Origin of the sequence: Frisingicoccus sp. (genome assembly GCF_048388605.1) — a bacterium.
Classification (GTDB): Bacteria; Bacillota; Clostridia; order Lachnospirales; family Lachnospiraceae; genus Frisingicoccus.
Window position 1 is genome coordinate 37308 of record NZ_DBGCTU010000013.1, and the last position, 15010, is coordinate 52317.

General features: G+C 46.8%; 17 protein-coding genes and 1 pseudogene. 3 read left to right on the forward strand and 15 right to left on the reverse strand.

Annotated features, from left to right (window positions below):
• Positions 1-104: 104 nt before the first annotated feature.
• Positions 105-488, forward strand: coding sequence for a putative ABC transporter permease (locus tag ACMN7X_RS03320; protein ID WP_178042586.1), 384 nt, complete (start codon positions 105-107; stop codon positions 486-488).
• A gap of 26 nt (positions 489-514) precedes the next feature.
• On the opposite strand, the gene ACMN7X_RS03325 is transcribed toward ACMN7X_RS03320, so the two are convergent.
• Positions 515-1081: an NUDIX hydrolase gene (locus ACMN7X_RS03325; RefSeq protein WP_418746083.1), complete on the reverse strand. Its 567-nt coding sequence runs from the start codon at positions 1079-1081 to the stop codon at positions 515-517.
• An 83-nt stretch (positions 1082-1164) separates the two neighbouring features.
• On the opposite strand from ACMN7X_RS03325, the gene ACMN7X_RS03330 reads away from it, so the two are divergent.
• Complete coding sequence (locus tag ACMN7X_RS03330) at positions 1165-2049, forward strand: DMT family transporter (protein ID WP_418746084.1); 885 nt, start codon at positions 1165-1167, stop codon at positions 2047-2049.
• Positions 2042-2959, forward strand: a complete 918-nt coding sequence (locus ACMN7X_RS03335; RefSeq protein ID WP_418746085.1) for a DMT family transporter — start codon at positions 2042-2044, stop codon at positions 2957-2959. The genes ACMN7X_RS03330 and ACMN7X_RS03335 overlap by 8 nt, the downstream gene beginning before the upstream one ends.
• On the opposite strand, the gene ACMN7X_RS03340 is transcribed toward ACMN7X_RS03335, so the two are convergent.
• The 14 genes and pseudogenes from ACMN7X_RS03340 to acpP form a co-directional block, all read right to left on the reverse strand.
• Positions 2946-3146, reverse strand: coding sequence for a helix-turn-helix transcriptional regulator (locus ACMN7X_RS03340; RefSeq protein WP_418746086.1), 201 nt, complete (start codon positions 3144-3146; stop codon positions 2946-2948). The genes ACMN7X_RS03335 and ACMN7X_RS03340 overlap by 14 nt on opposite strands.
• Positions 3147-3148: 2 nt before the next feature.
• Positions 3149-3823, reverse strand: coding sequence for a DUF3796 domain-containing protein (locus ACMN7X_RS03345; RefSeq protein ID WP_418746087.1), 675 nt, complete (start codon positions 3821-3823; stop codon positions 3149-3151).
• 120 nt (positions 3824-3943) lie between these two features.
• A complete protein-coding gene (locus ACMN7X_RS03350; protein ID WP_418746088.1) occupies positions 3944-4906 on the reverse strand; it encodes an L-lactate dehydrogenase in 963 nt (320 codons plus the stop codon).
• 98 nt (positions 4907-5004) lie between these two features.
• Complete coding sequence (locus ACMN7X_RS03355) at positions 5005-5895, reverse strand: Rpn family recombination-promoting nuclease/putative transposase (protein WP_418746089.1); 891 nt, start codon at positions 5893-5895, stop codon at positions 5005-5007.
• 120 nt (positions 5896-6015) lie between these two features.
• Positions 6016-6510, reverse strand: a complete 495-nt coding sequence (locus ACMN7X_RS03360; RefSeq protein WP_418746090.1) for a TetR-like C-terminal domain-containing protein — start codon at positions 6508-6510, stop codon at positions 6016-6018.
• Positions 6511-6591: 81 nt separating this feature from the next.
• A pseudogene (locus tag ACMN7X_RS03365) lies at positions 6592-8306 on the reverse strand (acetyl-CoA carboxylase carboxyltransferase subunit alpha).
• Positions 8294-9694, reverse strand: a complete 1401-nt coding sequence (locus ACMN7X_RS03370) for an acetyl-CoA carboxylase biotin carboxylase subunit (RefSeq protein WP_418746091.1) — start codon at positions 9692-9694, stop codon at positions 8294-8296. Before ACMN7X_RS03370 ends, ACMN7X_RS03365 begins: the two are co-directional and overlap by 13 nt.
• 10 nt (positions 9695-9704) lie before the next feature.
• Complete coding sequence (gene fabZ, locus ACMN7X_RS03375) at positions 9705-10133, reverse strand: 3-hydroxyacyl-ACP dehydratase FabZ (RefSeq protein ID WP_418746092.1); 429 nt, start codon at positions 10131-10133, stop codon at positions 9705-9707.
• Between the two features lie 9 nt (positions 10134-10142).
• Positions 10143-10613: an acetyl-CoA carboxylase biotin carboxyl carrier protein gene (accB, locus tag ACMN7X_RS03380; RefSeq protein WP_418746093.1), complete on the reverse strand. Its 471-nt coding sequence runs from the start codon at positions 10611-10613 to the stop codon at positions 10143-10145.
• A gap of 4 nt (positions 10614-10617) precedes the next feature.
• On the reverse strand, positions 10618-11859 hold the full coding sequence (gene fabF / locus ACMN7X_RS03385) for a beta-ketoacyl-ACP synthase II (RefSeq protein WP_418746094.1): 1242 nt from the start codon (positions 11857-11859) through the stop codon (positions 10618-10620).
• Positions 11860-11871: 12 nt separating this feature from the next.
• Entirely contained in the window at positions 11872-12612 is a 741-nt protein-coding gene (fabG, locus tag ACMN7X_RS03390) for a 3-oxoacyl-[acyl-carrier-protein] reductase (RefSeq protein ID WP_418746095.1), read from the reverse strand.
• On the reverse strand, positions 12606-13526 hold the full coding sequence (gene fabD, locus ACMN7X_RS03395) for an ACP S-malonyltransferase (protein WP_418746096.1): 921 nt from the start codon (positions 13524-13526) through the stop codon (positions 12606-12608). Before fabD ends, fabG begins: the two co-directional genes overlap by 7 nt.
• A gap of 89 nt (positions 13527-13615) precedes the next feature.
• Positions 13616-14557: an enoyl-[acyl-carrier-protein] reductase FabK gene (gene fabK, locus ACMN7X_RS03400; RefSeq protein ID WP_418746097.1), complete on the reverse strand. Its 942-nt coding sequence runs from the start codon at positions 14555-14557 to the stop codon at positions 13616-13618.
• Position 14558: 1 nt separating this feature from the next.
• The gene (acpP, locus tag ACMN7X_RS03405) at positions 14559-14792 is read right to left on the reverse strand and encodes an acyl carrier protein (RefSeq protein ID WP_418746098.1); all 234 of its coding nucleotides are present in this window, start codon (positions 14790-14792) and stop codon (positions 14559-14561) included.
• Positions 14793-15010 lie beyond the last annotated feature (218 nt).

Below are 15010 nucleotides of genomic sequence, written 5' to 3' on the forward strand. Positions count from 1 at the left end.
CGATTTCTTATTATTATCTATTTACTTTACCATTGCCATGAATGGGAATCAAGAATATTTTTCGCCGGATGAATAATTTGTCCACCCCACGGCATAATATATCTATGAAGAAAAATTTTATTCTTTGTGGTCTGGCGGGTTGGTGTATGGAAGTACTGTGGACCGGACTGGGCTCCATAGTGTCACGTGACCCCAAGCTGACCTGCCGGACTTCTGTGTGGATGTTTCCAATCTATGGATTGGCCGCGTTTCTGTCTCCGATCAGCAAACGGTTGAATGGCAAAAGTACATTTTATCGGGGAGGTTTATATACTCTGCTTATCTTTGCCACGGAATACACCACCGGTGCCGTTCTGAAAAAATTTCACCGCTGCCCCTGGGATTACAGCGAACAGCCTGCAAATATCCATGGATTGATCAACCTGTGCTATACGCCTCTCTGGTTTGGCGCCGGTTTGTTTTTTGAAAAAATGTTATCGAGAAATTAAGAAATGGCGGACAACCGCCATTTCTGCTATAAAGAACTTAAATTCAACCGGGCATTTAATTTAGGATAGATCCGCTCCTTAAACCATGGTTCCGAAGAAGCCTCCACAGCCTCTTTCAGTCCGAACCAGGCCACACCGCTGTTTTCATCCGGTTTCATATGAAGACTGTCGGCCTCGGAAGCTTCCAGAAGATAGGTCACATTCAAATGCAAATGGGAGGATACATATTTCCCCCGCTTTACATGACCGTCCACCGTCAGCACCTCCAGAGAATAGATTTCCTCCGTCACCGGATGGACACTCCGAATACCGCTCTCCTCCTGAACTTCCCGCAGCGCTACAGCCAGCAGATCCTCTTCGCCGTCCGCATGCCCTCCCATCCAGGACCATGAATGATAAATATTGTGATAAACCATCAGCACCTTCGTCCGCGCCTCATTGACGACCCATGCCGACGCCGTCATATGGACCATCGGGTTATTCCGGGTAAAGATATCCGGCTGATGTCTGAGACAATCCAATATAAATTTTTTATCCGCTTCCTCCTGCGGATTCCCGGGACAATAGGCTTCAATTTGATGTATGAACTTCATAAATTATTTCCTCCGATCTGATTTACATTTTTAATCTTCTGTCTTATAATATCTAAGTTAGACTAAAACAGAGGTGAAGCAGCATGTCGAATAAACAAAAAGGCATTTTATGTATTCTCATTTCCGCATTTTCCTTTGCGCTGATGAATTTATTTGTTCAGCTCGCCGGAGATATCAACCCCATCCAGAAAAGCTTTTTCAGAAATCTGATTGCCTTCTTATTTGCGGCCTGCATATTATTTAAAGAACACGATTTTTCATTTCAAAAATCCAATCTGAAATATCTGGTGCTCCGCTCGGCATTGGGAACGATCGGCATTTTATGCAATTATTATGCCCTCGGACATCTGCTTTTATCGGATGCTTCCATGCTGGGCAAATTATCACCCTTTGTCGTTTTAATCTGTTCCTATATCTTTTTAAAAGAAAAAATGAACGGTTTTCAGATTTTCAGCATCGTTGTCGCCTTTATCGGCAGTCTGTTCATCATCCGGCCGGGATTTTCCCTCACGGAAATGTTTCCGGCTCTGATGGGACTGATCGGCGCCATCGCCGCCGGTTCGGCATATACCACGGTGCGTTATCTCGGACTTCGCGGAGAGAGAGGCCCCTTTATTGTCTTCTTCTTTTCCGCATTTTCCTGCATTGTCGTTCTTCCTTATATTCTGTTGAATTATGAGCCGATGACACTGAAACAGCTCGGCACCCTGCTCCTCGCCGGTGTCGCCGCATCGGGCGGCCAATTTGGTGTAACCTATGCTTACAAATTTGCCCCGGCCCGGGATATCTCTATCTATGATTATACCCAGGTTATTTTTGCGGCAGTCCTCGGCTTTGCTGTCTTTGGCGAACTGCCGGACGGCCTGAGTCTGATCGGCTATATCATCATCTGCGGGATTTCCCTCTTGATGTATATGTATAATATGGGTTATTTAAAAATACGAAAGGATGCAAAACACCATGAATAAGACAAAAAATACTTTTCTGCTCTTTTTAACGGCCTTTATCTGGGGCGTTGCCTTTGTCGCCCAGAGTGTGGGGATGGACTATGTCGGTCCCTGGACCTTTAATGCTTCCCGGTTTATCATCGGCGCTGTTTTTCTCATTCCCTGCATTGCATTTCTTGATGCGCTGAAAAAAAAGGAAGCAGCCTCCTCCGGGATCTCCTCGGAAGAATCCGCACCGAAGGATACAAAGACACTCCTGATCGGCGGCCTGTGCTGCGGCATCGCCATTGCCGTTGCAAGCACTCTGCAGCAATATGGCATATCGATGACAACCGTCGGAAAAGCCGGCTTCATCACGGCCCTTTATATTGTGATCGTGCCTATTCTCGGCATCTTCCTCAAAAAAAAGCCGCGCCTTATCATCTGGGTGAGCGTCGTTTTAGCCCTGGCCGGACTGTACTTTCTCTGTATGACGGACAGTCTCAGTTTCAGCAAGGGCGATACCATGGTACTTTTATGTGCCCTGGTTTTTTCCTTACATATTTTGATCATCGACTATTTCTCCCCGAAGGTAGACGGAGTCCGCATGTCCTGCATCCAATTTTTTGTTGCCAGTATCATCTGCGGTATCCCGGCGCTGATTCTGGAACACCCTCAATTTTCATCACTTGTCGCGGCATGGGCGCCGATTCTCTATGCAGGGATTCTTTCCTGCGGCGTTGCCTATACGCTTCAGATTGTTGCCCAGAAAAATTATGATCCGACAATCGCTTCGCTCATTCTGAGCCTGGAATCCGTATTCAGTGTTCTGGCCGGATGGGTCATTTTACATCAGGCCCTTTCCCCAAGGGAAATTTTAGGCTGTGTGCTCGTATTTATTGCCATTATTCTGGTTCAATTGCCGGAAAAGGAAAAATCTAGTCAAAAATAAATATCTGTTCAATCGGTGCGGCGACAGCCCTGGAAATATCAACGGCCAGTCTGAGAGACGGATTATACTGGGCCTTTTCCAGGCGCATGATCGTTTCCCGCCGCACTCCGACTTTTTCCGCCAGCTGTTCCTGGGTCAATCCCGCCTGCTGGCGGTATTTTTTTAAACGACATACAAATTCGGCCATGATCAATTCCCCTCATCTTCCCAGTTTATCGAATCCATCTGATCATAGCGGTATAATAAATATTCATTCAAAAAAGTCACCAAACCGCAGATCAGCGAAATGCCCGAAATCAGCAGAACAGCCGCAATGTCTGCACTCACCCGGTTCCCCGCCATTCCCACAAGAATAACCAGAAGAAAGGTCAATCGATAACCCACTCTCAGGGCTTTCAGCTCCGCTTCTCTCCGATTCTTCAAAAAACGCTCATCCGCCAGAATATTCGACATTTTCCCCTCATAAAAGAAGCCGAAAAACCCAAAAAATACAAAAAATACAAAGGGGAAGATCAGGCCCTGTGACAGGTAGGTCCCTATTCCCGCAAAACCGGCAAATCCAAAAAAGCCCAGATAACCCAGCTTTGGACTGATTTTCCGGGTCCGCCCTGTCCGTCTGCCTTCCCGCTTCACAACCATTCCATGAACAATGATGGCTGCTGCCAGGTAAAATACATACAATACCGTTATAATTAAAGCCAGGATCATTGGTATATCTTTTACCTGAAATTGATAGCTGCCAAAATCCATCGGATAAACCAAGCGGCCCTCATTGAAATTTAATGAATATGCCGTCGCCGCAGCGACACACACAGCACATAATACCCCAAAAATGATCAGCCATTTTAAATGTTTCTTCGACATAAGTGCTTTCTCCCTTCCCACTTAAAAAGTGATATATTTATCTCTTTTATTGAGACAAATATATCACTTCTTTTTCTCTCTGTCAACACACTTTTTGTGATCAATGCCCTGTATATATTTCTAACAGCCAATATCCGCCAGCACGTCCTTCAGCGTTTCCGCGGATTCCTTGAGTTTTTTCTGCTCCTCTTCATCCAGTTCGATCGGAATCAGACTCTCCAAACCGTCTTTACCGACAATCGCCGGCATACTTAAAACCACATCGTCAATGCCATACTCTCCGTGCATCTGTCCGGAAACAGGCAAAATGGATTTTTCGTCCCGGACAATGGCCTCGCAGATCCGCCGCACCGACATGGCAATTCCATAATAGGTCGCCTTCTTCTTTTCAATGATCTCATAGGCGCTGTTCTTCACCGTATCGGCAATCCGGGCCGCCGCCTTTTCATACTTATGTCTGCCCCGCATTTCATAAAAATTCCGCAGAGGCACGCCGGAAACATTGGCGCTGCTCCATGCCGCAATCTCACTGTCTCCATGCTCACCGATAATAAATGCATGGACACTCCGGCTGTCCACCCCAAGATATTCGCCAATTTCGTATTTCAATCGGGAAGTATCCAAAACTGTCCCCGACCCGATCACCCGGTTTTCCGGGAAACCGCTGATTTTCAGCGCCGCGTAGGTTAAAATATCCACCGGGTTGGACACGATCAATAAAATCCCCTGACAATCCCGATTTGAAATCTCCGGAATGATCTTCCGAAGGATCGCCACATTTTTATGCACCAAATCCAGACGGGTCTCCTCCGGCTTCTGATTGGCGCCTGCCGTAATAATAATAATGGCCGCATCCACTATATCATCATAACTGCCCGCATAAATTTTCATTGGACGTCCGAAGGGCAGCCCATGACTGATATCCATAGCTTCCCCCTCTGCTCTGTCCGTGTCCGCATCAATCAATACCATCTCCGAAAACAGGCCGCTCTGCATCAATGCAAAAGCCGAAGCCGAACCGACAAATCCGCAGCCAATCATGGCAACTTTCCTTAAATTCACTTCCTGACAATTCTTTTCCATGTAAAAACCTCCTGTCTTTTGGTATTTTATACGAAAAAAGCGAAATCTATTCTTTTCAGGAACAGATTCCGCCATCTTATCTTTTGTATTTTATTTTCCTATTTCTCCAGCAATCTCAGATATTTTTCCCACTGCTCTTTCGGCACCTTCAGAGCCTCCATCGTTTTCTGCGCCGACCAGCCGGTACTCTCCATCAGGTTTTTGATTGATGCAAGCCGTTCCTCTTCCACACCGGTTTTTCGGCCCTGACTCAAACCCTGACTTAGTCCCTGACTCAAACCTTCTGCACGTGCATCTTCCAGTTCTTCCCACAAACGCATATACTTTACACCCACTTCCTGACTGCTCTTGAGCATATCCATCTGTTCCGCAAGCTTCTGTACACGTGAATCCCGGATATTTTTCCCATATTGCTCCGGGTTCTCCGCATAATGAAGAAATTCAACAAGACCCGGTGACACTTCATCATCATTCCTGCCATGAGTATTTAAAAAGATTCGCACAGCCCCGTCATTCAGCGAAAGCCCCGGAACTTCATCGCAGGACATTCTAAATGTGTACATATACTTATCCTGTCCAAACAAATCAAAAGGCGCAATAAATATAACATAAACATCGTTCATCTTGCCAAAGTCCCAGTCTCCCGGCTGCAAAAGATTCACATCAATGGCCGACTGATACAATCGACTCCGCCGCAACAGGAATCGTTTTCCCTTATTCTCCTTTTGGGCTTCCGCATCATAGATCGTCCCCTGCTCATCGACAGCCAGCACATCCAGCCGCACGGCTCGAGAATCAAAATAAGGCTCCTGGGTCTGCTCCGCAGCACTGAAATGAATTGGCGGAATCTCCCGGTCATCAAAAATAATGGACAGGATATTCCGGCTGATATCTGAATCACTCATGGCCGTGTCAAAAAGGAATCGGTCCAACAAAGTCAACTCCTTTAATGGTTTGCGCACTTTTTTCTGCTCTTCTCTGTTTTTCAATAATCTTCCTCCTCTATGGTAACACAAATCTCTATATATCACAAGAACAGGTTACCATAAAAGGGTTGTGAATTCTGTCAAACCCTGCTGTCGAATCTATGTTTTTTATCGACAAGAATTTTATCTGTAAGTATCATTGCACAAATATTTTAAAATCGCTGTGCTGACCTTCTGCGCATAGGCCTCCGGTCTCTCCTGCATGCCTCCCTCAATCCAATGACGAAGCAGCAAAATAAAACCGCCCACAGAGTAGTAAGCAAAAAAGCGCATATCCTCTTGTCCTTCCTCCCTTTCACAGCCCATACGCGTTTTAACAATATCCTCCGATACACGGCTGATCTCACCATAAATGATTTCACTCAAACCGCGCTGGTGCATAAGCAGAAGAATCTCCCTGTAAGAATACCAGAATTCAAAGTAACCCTTTGCAATCTGATTTAAATCATACCGGTCAAGCACCGGATAGCTGTCTTTATACTCCCGGCACAATTTGTCAAACCAGACGTGAAGCACCTCTTCCTTGCCTGTATATAACCGGTAAAATGTTCTCCGGCCCGCATACGCCTTTTTCATCTGAGAGGGCGTATCGATTATTCCGAATTGAACTTTATCCATAAAGCCATGATGGCTATGCTCCGCCGCAGAATAATGCCGATTCTTACTGGTTCCACCTGTTCTAATCTCATTATTTTCCTGCTAAAAACGACGAAATCGCTCATAACGTTCCCCGGCAATATCCTCCGGTGATACCCCATCATAATGTTTGAAAAAATCAGTCATTGCCCGCTTCATAGCTTCTGCTATGGCTTTTCCCGTATTCACATGCACCGGTTCCTTTTCCTCAAATACCCGGTCAACGATGCCCAGCGCTTTCAAATGCTCCGATGTCATCTTCATAACCTCTGCCGCCTCGTCGGCCCGTTTGCCGTCCTTCCACAAAATTGCGGCAAACCCTTCCGGCGAAAGAACGGAATAGACAGAATTTTCCAAACACCAAACCTGATTGCCCACGGCCATAGCCAAGGCGCCGCCGCTGCCTCCTTCGCCGATAACTACGGATAAAACGGGCACAGTCAGGCCCGACATTTCCATAAGATTTCGTGCAATGGCTTCCCCCTGTCCACGCTCCTCCGCTTCTATACCGCAAAAAGCGCCGGAAGTGTCCACAAAACAGACAATCGGCCGCCGAAATTTCTCAGCCTGACGCATCAGACGCAATGCCTTGCGATAGCCCTCGGGATTCGGCATGCCAAAGTTTCTTTCCACCTGTTCTTTCAAATTACGACCCTTTTGCTGACCGATCACTGTCACGGGTCTCCCTTCAAGAAAGCCAATGCCTCCCACGATGGCCGGATCGTCTTTCACATGCCGGTCGCCATGAAATTCCATAAAATCATCAAAAATTTCTTCAATATAATAAAGGCTTGTCGGACGGTCCATTTCTCTGGCAATCCGAACCCGATCCCACGCTGTCAATTTCATATTTATTTTGCCTCCCGTCTCAGCGGCTGATGTGCCCGGATAAGCTGAAAAAGACGCTGTTTCAAGTCCTTCCGCTCCACGATTTGGTCGATAAAGCCATGCTCCAGCATAAATTCTGCCCTCTGAAAGCCTTCCGGCAGCTTTTGCCCGATGGTTTGCTCAATCACCCGTTGACCCGCAAAACCGATAAGCGCTCCCGGTTCCGCGAGAATGACATCTCCAAGCATGGCAAAGCTGGCTGTCACGCCGCCGGTGGTGGGATCCGTTATCACGGTAAAATAGGGCAGTCCGGCCCGTCCATGGGCTTCCACGGCTGCCGAAGTCTTTGCCATCTGCATTAAAGATAAAATGCCTTCCTGCATCCGGGCGCCGCCCGAGCAGGTGAAAATAATTACCGGCAGTTTTAAACGGGTGGCCGTCTCAATTGCCCTGGTAATCTTTTCACCGACAACCGTGCCCATGCTTCCCATCATAAATCCGGAATCCATAACGGCAAGTATCGCCTGCTCGCCATGAATCCTGCAGGCCCCATAAACAACACTTTCATTCAATCCGGTAGCTTTCCGCATTTTCTCAAGCTTTATTTCATATTCCGGAAAATTCAGGGGATTGGCCTCTTCCATCACTTCATCCATTTCCGTAAAACTGCCCGCATCGGCAATCTGCTCAATACGTTTCCGGGCTGAGATACGCTGATGATGCCGGCATTCCTGACATACATAAAGGTTTTTTTCCAAGTCTCTGTCATATAAAATCGCACCGCATTTCTCACATTTTTTCCACAGCCCCTCTGGGACATTGGGATGCCCGGAAATTTCCGGCTGTTCTAACTCCTTTTCTGTTACCAACGCATCCTGCCGGATACTCTGCTGCCGATTGGACAAGGTGATATAGGTCGTCTTCTTAAACATACTGTTTAGCTTTGACATCCGTCATCAACCCCTTCTGCTATTTCTATGTCTCTATCAATTATCTTTTCATTTTCCATCTCTTCAATAAAATCCGTGCTGAAATTACCGCTCTGGAATTTTCTGTGATTCATAATCTCCATCTGAAAATCTATATTTGTATCAATACCGTCTACAATAAATTCACTCAAGGCACTTTTCATTTTTTTGATCGCCTCATTTCTGGATTTGCCAAGGACAATTAGTTTGGCAATCATGGAATCGTAATAGGGCGGAATCGTATATCCGGCATAAACCGCTGTGTCCACCCGGATTCCCTTTCCTCCCGGCAAATGAAGATGCTCGATTTTTCCCGGAGACGGGCGGAAGTTCTGAACCGGATTCTCTGCATTAATCCGACATTCAATGGCATGACCTTTGAATTCGATATCCTCCTGCCGTATATTTAAAGGCTCTCCGGAAGCAATTCGAATCTGGCTTTTAATCAAATCTACATTCGTCACAAATTCAGTCACCGGATGTTCTACCTGAATTCTTGTATTCATCTCCATAAAATAATAGTTCTTATGTTTATCCAACAGAAATTCAATCGTCCCCGCACTTTCGTAGCCGACAGCTTTTGCCGCCCGAATGGCTGTCTGTCCCATTTTCTCCCGAAGTACCTCATCGATTGCCAGTGACGGTGATTCCTCCAAAACCTTCTGATGGCGTCTCTGAATCGAACAATCTCTCTCCCCAAGATGAATGACATTTCCATAGGCATCGCCCAGAATCTGAAATTCAATATGTCTCGGCGATTCAATATATTTTTCAATATACATCGCATCATCATCAAAATTGCTGACGGACTCCATCTGTGCCGTTTGAAAGTTCTCTTCAAAATCTTCCGGTCCCCGGGAAATCCGCATACCTTTTCCACCACCGCCGGAAGATGCCTTAATCATCACCGGATATCCCATATCGTCCGCCGTTTTTTTTGCTTCTCCTGCTCGATAGACCGGATCCTTTGTTCCCGGAACCACCGGAACTCCGGCTTCCATCATTGTTTTTCGGGCCTCCGATTTATTACCCATTTGATGAATCAATTCTGGAGAAGGTCCGATAAACGTAATATGACATTGGCGGCACACTTCTGCAAACCGGGCATTTTCCGACAAAAACCCAAAACCGGGATGAATCGCATCGGCGCCGCTGATCACCGTCGCGCTGATCATATTTTCCATATTCAGATAACTGTCTTTTGAGGCTGCCGGTCCAATGCACACAGCTTCATCCGCCAACTGGACATGCAATGCCGTTTCATCTGCCTTAGAGTATACCGCCACCGTCTCAATACCCATTTCCCGGCAGGCACGGATAATGCGAACAGCGATTTCACCCCGGTTGGCAATCAATACTTTATTTATCAAGCCTGTCACCTCATTCACTAATCATAAATGTCATTTCACCTTCTGCCGCCAAACCATCGTCCGTATATGCTTTCCCGGAAACAACGGCCACAGGGCCCCTCCGTTTCAGTACGTCAATCTCCATACGGAGCAGGCATCCCGGAATCACCTTTTTGCGGAATTTTGCTTTATTGATCCCACCGAAATAACCGATCTTTCCCCGCATTTCTTCTTTATTCAGAAGAAGTACCGCTGTTGTCTGAGCCATGGCTTCAATCATCAAAACCCCCGGCATTACCGGCTCCGCCGGAAAGTGTCCCACAAAAAAGGGCTCATTATAAGTGACTCCCTTATAACCCACAGCGCGCTTCTCCTCTTCCAGGATTTCCACCCTGTCGACAAGCAGCATCGGCTGTCTGTGAGGAATAATTTTCATAATATCTTTGATTTTTAATATCATACCACGCCTCTATTTCTGTACATAGATCAGGGGCTGTCCGTATTCAACCCCGTCCCCATCCTCCACACAAATTTCCGTCACAATGCCGGATACATCACTTTCAATTTCATTCATCAGCTTCATTGCCTCCACGATGCCGATGACCTGTCCGACTTCAATCCTGTCGCCGATTTTCACAAAAGGTTCCGCTTCAGGCCCCGAAGCCGCATAGAAAACACCGACAATCGGAGAAATGATCGGAGTCCCCTTTATTTCTTTCGCCGCTGTGTCCTCTTTCTCTGCCGAAATTTGTTTTTCAGCCCGGTGAATATCCTCTGAAATGGCCAAGCCATCTGCCGCCCGTTCTTTTTCAGAAACCTGCAATATTTTTGGTGATTTCTTTCCAAGATGAATCTTCAGATGGCCCTCTTCATAATCAAATTCTGTCAGCCCTGAAGATGCAACTGTTTCAACAAGGCGCATGATCTGTTCAAACTCCATAGACTCAGGCCTCCTTGAACTTTTTTACCGCCAGCGTTGCATTGTGTCCGCCAAATCCAAGAGAATTCGATAAAGCCACTTCGACATTACCGTGGATTCCACAGCCCGGCACATAGTTTAAATCGCACTCCTCATCGGGGACCTTCAGTCCGACTGTCGGATGAATATAGCCTTCTTCAATTGATTTTACACAGGTAATAAATTCAACTGCCCCGGCGGCCCCGAGCAAATGCCCGATCATTGATTTTGTCGAACTGATCGGTACATGATAAGCCGCTTCGCCAAAGGCCCGTTTGATCGCCCGCGTCTCAAACAGATCATTATGATGCGTACTGGTTCCATGGGCATTAATATAACTCACTTCTTCCGGTTTCACTCCGGCCTCTTTCATGGCAAGCTCCATAGCCTTCGCCGCTCCGCTGCCGTCCTCACATGGGGATGTGATATGAAATGCATCGGATGTCGCGCCGTACCCGGCCACTTCCGCCAAAATTTCAGCCCCCCGGGCTTTAGCATGAGAAAGGCTTTCCAAAACGACAACTCCGGCGCCCTCACCCATCACAAAGCCGCTGCGTTCCTTATCAAAGGGAATAGACGCTCTCTCCGGGTCAGAGGATGAGGTCAATGCGGTCAATGATGCAAAGCCCGCAATTCCGATCGGACAGATCGCCGCCTCCGTACCACCGGCCAGCATCACGTCAGCCTCGCCGGCCTGAATACTCCGATAGGCCTCGCCAATGGAATGGCTTCCCGTTGCACAGGCTGTCACCACATTCAAGGATTTTCCGCGGCAGCCAAAGGCTATCGAAACATTTCCGGCAGCCATATTGGAGATCATCATCGGAATCAGCAGAGGGCCAACTCTGCCCGGGCCCTTTTCCAGCAACCGCTTTTCCTCCTTTTCCATTGCCTGAAGACTGCCAACGCTGGAACTGACACAAACACCCACGCGAAACGGATTCTCCCTTTCCATATCCAATCCGGCATTTTCGACAGCTTCCTTCGAAGCAGCCACGGCGTACTGACTGAAAAGCTCCATACGCCGCGCTGTTCTTTTATCCATATAATCAGCGGCATTGAAATTCTTCACCTCGGCAGCCAATGACGTTTTAAAATCCGAAGTATCAAATGCAGTAATTTTCCCGAATCCGGTTTTTCCTGCTTTCACACTGTTCCAAAAATCTTCGACATTATTTCCAACAGGTGTGATCGCACCCATTCCTGTAACTACAACTCTTTCTTTCATATCCAACTCTCCTCACATGCTTATGCCGCCGTCAACAGCAAGCACCTGTCCCGTAATATACCGCGCCTCATCCGATGCCAAAAAGCATGCGGCATGGGCAATATCCTCCACAGTTCCAAAACTGCCTAAAGAAATTGCCGAAAGTATCTTTTTCTTTAATTCTTCATTTAATCCACCCGTCATATCTGTCCGGATGAATCCCGGCGCAATGGCATTGACTGTAATTCCCCGACTGCCGAGTTCCTTTGCGGCAGACCTGGTCAAACCGATAATTCCCGCCTTGGAAGCCGCATAATTCGCCTGCCCCGCATTGCCATAAATACCGACAACCGAAGACATATTGATAATCCGCCCATATCTTTGTCTCAACATTTGACGTGCAGCAGTCTGAATACAGTTGAATGTACCTTTTAAATTAATATCAATGACTTCATCAAAATCATTTTCCCTCATACGCATCAGCAAACCATCCTTGACAATACCCGCATTATTCACAAGGATATCCAGCCGACCATAGTGCTGAATAATATCTCCCATCATTGCTTTGACACTGTTATGATCTGATACATCACAACAGAAAATATCTGCTTTGCCGCCGTTTCTCCAAATACCCGATTGGACCTGTTTGGCCGCCGCCTCGGAATGGCTGTAATTAATAATGACCGTTGCTCCCCGGGATGCCATTTTTTCTGCAATGGCGGCCCCAATGCCCTTACCGCCGCCGGTAATCAATACAACTCTATCCTTTAACATAACAACGCCTCCATTTTTTCCAAATCTTTGACAGTTTCTATCGATATACACGAAAGTTTACGATCTATCCGCTTTGCGAACCCGGAAAGAGTTTTCCCCGGACCGATTTCCACAAAAGTTTCCACTCCCATAGCCGTCATTACCTTCATATCCTGCTGCCACCGCACGGATTCGGAAACCTGTCGAACAAGCAATGGCGCAATCCTCTCTTTTTCCCGGATAAGTTCCCCGATCGTATTGGAAACATAGGGAATCGGCGAGTCTATCCATTGAACCTTTTCAAGTTCCGGCGCCAGACGGTCTCCCGCTTCCTTTAATAAAGATGAATGAAAAGGGCCGCTGACCTTCAAAACAGCGACTCGTTTTGCTCCGGCCGCTTTCATAGCTTCACATACCCGGACTACAGCCTCCGTTTCCCCGGAAATAACCGTCTGTCCCGGACAATTGTCGTTAGCAATCTCCACAATTCCTGTTGTTTCCATACATATTTTCTGGATAATTTTCAGATTTAATCCCAAAATTGCCGCCATAGAACCGCCCGTCGGCACGGCTTCCTGCATATACTGTCCCCGCTTATCGATTATTCGTATGGCATCTTCCTCAGACATCTTTCCCGCTGCTGTCAGGGCCGCATATTCTCCAAGACTCAAGCCTGCAGTCACCACCGGAACAATTCCCATTTCTTCCACAGCTTTCAACATTGCGATTTCTGTCGTCAACAAACCGATCTGGGTATATCGGGTAATATCTAATTTATTATTTTCTTCAAAACAAAGGCTGCATACATCCATATCCAGCCAGCATCCTGCCTGATCATAGATAATCCTGCTGACCGGAAAAGTATCATAAAAATCTTTACCCATGCCAACCTTTTGAGCTCCCTGCCCCGGAAAAATCAATGCGATTTTTTTCATTTCTCTTACCTCGAAAAAATAATTTGATATTCAAAATATATATTTAAGGAAAGGGCCGCCGCATCCGCAGCGACCTCATCCTTCATTCATTATTTAAATCGATCCGCCTTCGCCAACATTACCGTCAATGCTTCATCCATCATTTCCTCAATGATCTCCCGGCACGTCTGACGTTTATTTATAAGCCCGGCAATCTGTCCGGCCATAAAAGAGCCCTCCTCCAAATCGCCATCCACCACCGCCCGGCGAAGCGACCCCAGCGTCAGCAACTCCAAAGTTTCCGCAGAAACTCCTTCCGCCTCCAATTTCAAATACTTCCGGGTCATTGGATTTCTGAGCAAACGCACCGGGTGCCCTGTGGAACGACCTGTTACCTGAGTATCGATATCCTTCGCCTTTGCCACTTTTTCCTTATAATTTTCATGAATCCTGGTTTCATCAGCCAAAAGGAAACGGGTGCCCACCTGTACGCCCTCGGCGCCAAGCATAAACGCTGCGGCCACACCCCGGCCATCGCCGATACCGCCTGCAGCCAATACCGGAATATCCACTGCCTGAACAACCTGAGGAACCAGTGACATCGTCGTCTGCTCGCCGATATGCCCGCCCGACTCACAGCCTTCAGCAACCAGCGCGTCGGCTCCATATTTTGCCATGCGTCTGGCTAACCCTACAGAAGCTACTACAGGAATAATCTTAATTTCTGCCTCTTTCCACATAGGAAAATATTTCTCCGGATTGCCGGCCCCGGTCGTTACCACCGAAACCTGTTCTTCAACCAGCATTTTAGCAATCGCTTCCGCTTCCGGATTCATCAGCATGACATTCACCCCAAAAGGCTTATCCGTAAACTGCTTCGCCTTATGAACTTCTTCCCGAATATATTCACAAGGCGCGCCGCCCGATGCAATGATTCCAAGGCCGCCCGCATTCGAAACTGCCGCGGCCAGCGTATGCTCCGCCACCCAGGCCATGCCGCCCTGAAAAATCGGATATTCTATATGCAATAACTCCGTAATTGCCGTTTTCATCTTAATCCTCAACACCCTGCGCTTTCAAAAAATCAATAATATCCTGAACCGTTGCAATTTTTTCAGTATCCTCCTCCTCAATCTTTACGTCAAAGGCATCCTCGACAGCCATGACAAGCTCAACAAAATCCAAAGAATCTGCTTCCAAATCCTTAACAAGAGAAGTCTTCGGCCCAATGATATTTTCATCAACGGATAACTGGTCTGCAATGATCTTTCTAATTTTTTCTAACATAGATAATCTCCTCTGTCTTTCATTTTTTATTTGATATTTTAATATTTTGATATTCAAATTATATCACTAAAATAAAATTTGTCAACACAGAAATAGGGAAAATCGGCTAATGCCGATTTCTACCCATTAAAAAGAGAAATAGAGATACCCTGCAGAAATGCGTGCATTACAACACTTGCATATTCTTCAGGGTATCTCTATTTCTCAGAGTATTAATT

Coding starts and splice junctions, on each gene's coding strand:
- ACMN7X_RS03320 (WP_178042586.1), top strand. CDS start 105: ATGAAGAAAAATTTTATTCTTTGTGGTCTGGCGGGTTGGTGTATGGAA.
- ACMN7X_RS03325 (WP_418746083.1), bottom strand. CDS start 1,081: ATGAAGTTCATACATCAAATTGAAGCCTATTGTCCCGGGAATCCGCAG.
- ACMN7X_RS03330 (WP_418746084.1), top strand. CDS start 1,165: ATGTCGAATAAACAAAAAGGCATTTTATGTATTCTCATTTCCGCATTT.
- ACMN7X_RS03335 (WP_418746085.1), top strand. CDS start 2,042: ATGAATAAGACAAAAAATACTTTTCTGCTCTTTTTAACGGCCTTTATC.
- ACMN7X_RS03340 (WP_418746086.1), bottom strand. CDS start 3,146: ATGGCCGAATTTGTATGTCGTTTAAAAAAATACCGCCAGCAGGCGGGA.
- ACMN7X_RS03345 (WP_418746087.1), bottom strand. CDS start 3,823: ATGTCGAAGAAACATTTAAAATGGCTGATCATTTTTGGGGTATTATGT.
- ACMN7X_RS03350 (WP_418746088.1), bottom strand. CDS start 4,906: ATGGAAAAGAATTGTCAGGAAGTGAATTTAAGGAAAGTTGCCATGATT.
- ACMN7X_RS03360 (WP_418746090.1), bottom strand. CDS start 6,510: ATGGATAAAGTTCAATTCGGAATAATCGATACGCCCTCTCAGATGAAA.
- fabZ (WP_418746092.1), bottom strand. CDS start 10,133: ATGATATTAAAAATCAAAGATATTATGAAAATTATTCCTCACAGACAG.
- accB (WP_418746093.1), bottom strand. CDS start 10,613: ATGGAGTTTGAACAGATCATGCGCCTTGTTGAAACAGTTGCATCTTCA.
- fabF (WP_418746094.1), bottom strand. CDS start 11,859: ATGAAAGAAAGAGTTGTAGTTACAGGAATGGGTGCGATCACACCTGTT.
- fabG (WP_418746095.1), bottom strand. CDS start 12,612: ATGTTAAAGGATAGAGTTGTATTGATTACCGGCGGCGGTAAGGGCATT.
- fabD (WP_418746096.1), bottom strand. CDS start 13,526: ATGAAAAAAATCGCATTGATTTTTCCGGGGCAGGGAGCTCAAAAGGTT.
- fabK (WP_418746097.1), bottom strand. CDS start 14,557: ATGAAAACGGCAATTACGGAGTTATTGCATATAGAATATCCGATTTTT.
- acpP (WP_418746098.1), bottom strand. CDS start 14,792: ATGTTAGAAAAAATTAGAAAGATCATTGCAGACCAGTTATCCGTTGAT.